This is a genomic window from Dyadobacter sp., assembly GCF_051859145.1.
Lineage (GTDB): Bacteria > Bacteroidota > Bacteroidia > Cytophagales > Spirosomataceae > Dyadobacter.
The window spans coordinates 1-4,632 of record NZ_JBHYGF010000342.1; the positions used below are offsets into that span (position 1 = coordinate 1).

A 4,632-nucleotide genomic window follows, 5' to 3' on the forward strand; every position below is an offset into this window, starting at 1 on the left:
CGTGCTCCACCTCCGCAATGCGTGAAGCCGAAAATGGATATGAAGTCCGCGACCGCATTGTAAACCGTACCGGCATTCACATTCAGATTATTGACGGACAACGTGAAGCTGAGCTTGTTAATAATGTCGTTGTCAAGTCACTTGGTGAGGGTCAGTACATTCACATTGATGTAGGCGGCGGCAGCACGGAGCTGAACTTATACAAAGACCGGGTTAAAACTTTTGCAAAATCCTTCAAACTGGGTTCTGTGAGACTTTTGGAGGGAAAAGAATCCAAGAATTCCTGGCAGAAAATCAAAGAGTGGATTAACCAGCATGTGGATTACAGCCAGCCGATTCAGGCAGTTGGAACGGGCGGTAACATCAATAAGCTTTTTGATTTGTCCTCCAAGCTTACCGAAGGCTCTACCAGTTTGGAAGAAATTGAGAAAATGAAAGAGTACATTTCTCAGTTTTCGCTGGAAGATCGGATTAACAAGCTGCAACTAAACCCGGACAGGGCCGACGTAATTGTTCCTGCCGGTGACATATATACTTCAGCTATGAAGTGGGCCGGTGCCGAGGTCATTCACGTGCCGGACGTGGGCTTAAAAGACGGAATGCTGCAACTACTTTACGACAGAGCATGCAGAAAGAAAAAAGCCTGAAACCAGGCTTTTTTCTTCACGGTTGAAAATTAATCACCAGACATTTTTAAGGTCTTTGGATTCATATTTGTGATTGCGCTCATGGAAAAGAGATCCTGATTGATTTCGTTTCAGTGCCAATGCATCTTTTCTATTTAACCTCGCGATGATTGCGACCGGAACCAAAACCAGCATAAAGATAATTGAGAGCAGGATTGTTCCATTTATCTTCCCAAGTACCTCCGCCAGTTTAAACCAGCATTTTACTATAAAATCTCCTGCTACCGGAAAGAGCAAGCTGATTGCACCAATTGCCGCTGCGACAGCCGTAATTACTGGCTGTTTAACAACATAAGAAATCAGGACCAGTCCGGTAACTATCACCAGCTGCGCTTTTGCGGTCTCTGCTTTGTCGGGTACTGTCATGAAAATATTTTAGAAAAGAGTGTAAATAAATGGAGCCGCTGCCGATCCACCACCAATTACCACCAGGATACCGATTAGTAGCAACACAATGATCACGGGAGCGAGCCACCATTTTTTACGCTCCTTCATAAAAGCTAGTAAGTCTGTCAAAAAGTCCATATTGTTTTTAATAATTAACTTGTTATATAAATCATTATCAACGCATTGCCTGATAAAGCCTGTCAGCAATTAGTTGATTCACTTTCGCGCTTGCATGCCCGTCATTTTTGCCCACTACTCTTTCCTTTTCAGGAGTCGCCTTAATCCCGTCCTCAATGGTAACTACTGTCACGTTATTCCTGCGTAGATGTTCCACAACTGGCTTCGTATAACCTGCACTTTTATCCACCTGAAACAGGAACGGAATAATTACAGTGTACATCTTTGCGCCGGTTGAATCGCGGTAGGCGAGCACATTAGAAAGATCCTTTAAATGCGAATTAAGCACGGTTGTGTCCGTATAAGCTGTTTGCACAAACTTCTCAAAGGTACCGAAACTGGTATGCGGAAGTTGCCAGTAAATGAAGTTGGGCAAATAGAAACGCTTAACAATGGTTGCCATCGGCCCTTTTAAATCCGCATATACCTCAGCGCCAGTCAATGTCAAACCTTTTTCCCGGCCTACTTTCTCAATGTCGTTGGGAAAATATTGGTGGATGATAATGTCCGGCTTAACCGGGAAATTCTGCAACCGCTTTAATTCGTCGCGTGTATCCGCGCCCGATACGCCAAGGTTGTACACTACGTACTTGTCCGCTCCGAGTTTGGCTTCCAGCAAATTTGAAAAGCGCTCATTTACATCTTCCAGGCCGTGACCGGCCGCAAAGGAATCTCCCACGACCAGTACCACCTTCTTCCCTGATGCTTTTTCAACCTCTTTGTCCCGGTAACCCAGCGAATTTACGGGCTTCCAATACTTTTCCCACCATATCTGCGACGCTTTTGAAAGCACACCTTCATGGCTTTGCGGAACATACATGAATACCATTTCGATAAAAATCAGGATCAGTATCAGCGGCGTAGCAATTGTCGCGATATTGGCGAGCAACCCTTTTGTTTCACGCTTCACAACTCCGTAATAAAAGACCCGCAGTAACTCAATCGTAAGCAAAAACCACAATGCAAGCTTTGCCAATCTTACGTGAACGCTGTCTGCTTGCGGGTAGCCGGGGTAATCGAACTTAATGCCAAACTTGTCAGGATAAAACAAGAACACGAAAAGTAATCCGAGGAAAAGAAAGCGGATTGCACTGGTAAAAATCTTAGATGCCATTACTTAATCTAATTGAAATAGAGAGCTTTAATCAAGAACAAATTCTTCTTTCCAGTTGTCTTTTTCCATCCATTCCGGTTGTTGCCTTTTATCAAACAGAAAATTGCCTACGACGAGGTAGTCCATTTCAGTTCGCATAAAACATCTGTAAGCATCATCAGGTGTACAAACAATTGGTTCGCCCCTTACATTGAAGCTGGTATTAACGATAACGGGACAGCCTGTTTGCTTCTTGAAAGCTTCAATCAGATTGTAGTATCTGGGATTGGTTGCTTTATGAACTGTTTGAATCCGTGCAGAATAATCAATGTGCGTAATGGAAGGGAGCTCCGATCTTTCATAATACAACTTCTCACGCAGGTCCATTGATCCATAATTTGGAGGAGTCGGCTTGCGCAGGCGATCCGCAACTGGGTGTACCAACAACATATAAGGTGATATGCCATCGTAATCAAAAAAGTCAGCACATTCTTCGGCAAGTACCGAGGGCGCAAACGGGCGGAAAGACTCTCTGTATTTTATTTTCAGATTGAGTTTTTTCTGCATTTCTGCATTCCTCGGATCCCCGAGGATACTGCGGGCACCCAAAGCCCGCGGCCCGAACTCCATTCTGCCCTGCACCCAGCCAACTACATTACCTTGTGCCAGGATACCAGCTACTTCACTACTCAATTCATCAAAATTATCGAATGCTTTGTAGTTCGCTTTATATCTTTTTGCCGTGAGCTCTACGTCGAGATCTGAAAAAGTTGGCCCCAGATAAGAGCCGCGTAATGCGTCTCCGGTCCACGTCACGTTTCTTTCACAACCAAAATAGATATGGTAGGCAGCTTGTGCTGCGCCCAGTGCTCCACCCGCGTCGCCGGCGGCTGGCTGGATGAAGATATCCTTGAATATTCCCGACTTCTGCAATTTTCCGTTTGACACACAATTCAATGCAACACCACCTGCAAGGCACAGGTAATCAGCACCTGTTAACCGCTTCGCCTCTGCCGCCATTTTGAGAACGATCTGCTCTGTTACATTCTGGATAGCGAGCCCGAGGTTACAATGTTGTGCTTCCAACGGATCTTCCGGCTCCCTCTTTTTGATCCCGAAAAGGGCTTCCCATTTCGATTCATTAACCATTTTCAAGCCGGTAGCATAATCGAAATAATCCTGGTTGAGCCAAACAGAACCGTCTTCTTTCAAGTCAACCAGCTCAGCCAGAATGGTCTGCTCGTATTTTTGAATATCAGGAGAGGTGGGATTTCCGTAGGGAGCCAGTCCCATCAGTTTGTACTCACCAGAGTTAACCCTAAAACCCAGAAAATAGGTAAATGCAGAGTACAAAAGCCCCAGCGAGTGCGGGAAACGCATTTCTCTGAGAATAGAAATGTCTTTGCCTTCACCACTACAAATTGAGGCGGTCGCCCATTCTCCTACTCCGTCGACGGTGAGAATTGCAGCTTTATTGTAAGGCGATGGATAATATGCGCTGGCTGCGTGGGAAAGATGGTGCTCGGGAAATAGCAGTTTGATTTTTTTCTTTTTGCTGTAACCCAGCTTCACCAGCTCTTCATTGATCAGCCTTTTCAAAAACATCTTCTCTTTGAGCCAGACTGGCATTGCGGTAAGAAACGACCGCAATCCTTTTGGTGCAAAGGCGTAATAAGTTTCAAGCAACCGCTCAAATTTCAATAATGGCTTATCATAGAAAGCAACTGCATCCAGCTCGTCAATTGATAATCCTGCATATTCCAGGCAGAATTTGACTGCATTTGAAGGGAAAGATGGATCGTGTTTTTTTCTGGTAAAACGTTCTTCTTGTGCTGCGGAAACAATTTCACCATTATCAATCAGTGCGGCGGCGGAATCGTGGTAAAAAGCGGAAATGCCTAAAATCTTCATTTAAAAAACTCGCAATAAGTTGTTAGTAAGGTGATTGTCAAACCAATATGGCTGACGTCGCAAAAAGCAACCAGGCTTGATATTGCTTTATTCTGTATCAAGATCAAGTCCCATAAAATTCTGTTCCAATGAGCCGACGTCAAAAGTACAGCATAACTTATGAAAAGCAATTTATCTCAACGCGTTACTGCCAGATCAATTTTTGACTATTCAAGAATGCGCGAAGAAATCAGGTAATCGCCCAGCTCCTTCGCAAATCTTTGTGCACCAGCCTCACTTAGATGACAGACGTCACAAAAAAGAGCCTGTTGTTGTGGCAGCAAATTTGCCATATCCAAAAAGTAAGAAGAATGCATTTTGGCTACGTTGGTCAATATG

At 44.4% G+C, this 4,632-nt stretch carries 5 protein-coding genes; 1 reads left to right on the top strand and 4 read right to left on the bottom strand.

The features are described 5' to 3' along the window. Nucleotides 1–647, top strand: a 647-nt coding sequence (locus tag ACTIE6_RS18255) for a Ppx/GppA phosphatase family protein (RefSeq protein ID WP_439558008.1), incomplete at its 5' end; no start/stop codon positions are given. Between the two features lie 33 nt (nt 648–680). Here the strand turns inward: ACTIE6_RS18255 and ACTIE6_RS18260 are convergent. From ACTIE6_RS18260 to ACTIE6_RS18275, 4 genes are read right to left on the bottom strand one after another with little or no spacing between them, the layout of a single operon-like run. After that, nucleotides 681–1,052: an SxtJ family membrane protein gene (locus tag ACTIE6_RS18260; RefSeq protein WP_439558009.1), complete on the bottom strand. Its 372-nt coding sequence runs from the start codon at nt 1,050–1,052 to the stop codon at nt 681–683. Between the two features lie 9 nt (nt 1,053–1,061). Continuing rightward, nucleotides 1,062–1,211, bottom strand: coding sequence for a DUF5989 family protein (locus tag ACTIE6_RS18265; RefSeq protein WP_439558010.1), 150 nt, complete (start codon nt 1,209–1,211; stop codon nt 1,062–1,064). 37 nt (nt 1,212–1,248) lie between these two features. Next, a complete protein-coding gene (locus ACTIE6_RS18270; RefSeq protein WP_439558011.1) occupies nt 1,249–2,364 on the bottom strand; it encodes an SGNH/GDSL hydrolase family protein in 1,116 nt (371 codons plus the stop codon). Between the two features lie 27 nt (nt 2,365–2,391). Further along, complete coding sequence (locus ACTIE6_RS18275) at nt 2,392–4,254, bottom strand: carbamoyltransferase family protein (RefSeq protein WP_439558012.1); 1,863 nt, start codon at nt 4,252–4,254, stop codon at nt 2,392–2,394. Between the last annotated feature and the right edge of the window lie 378 nt (nt 4,255–4,632).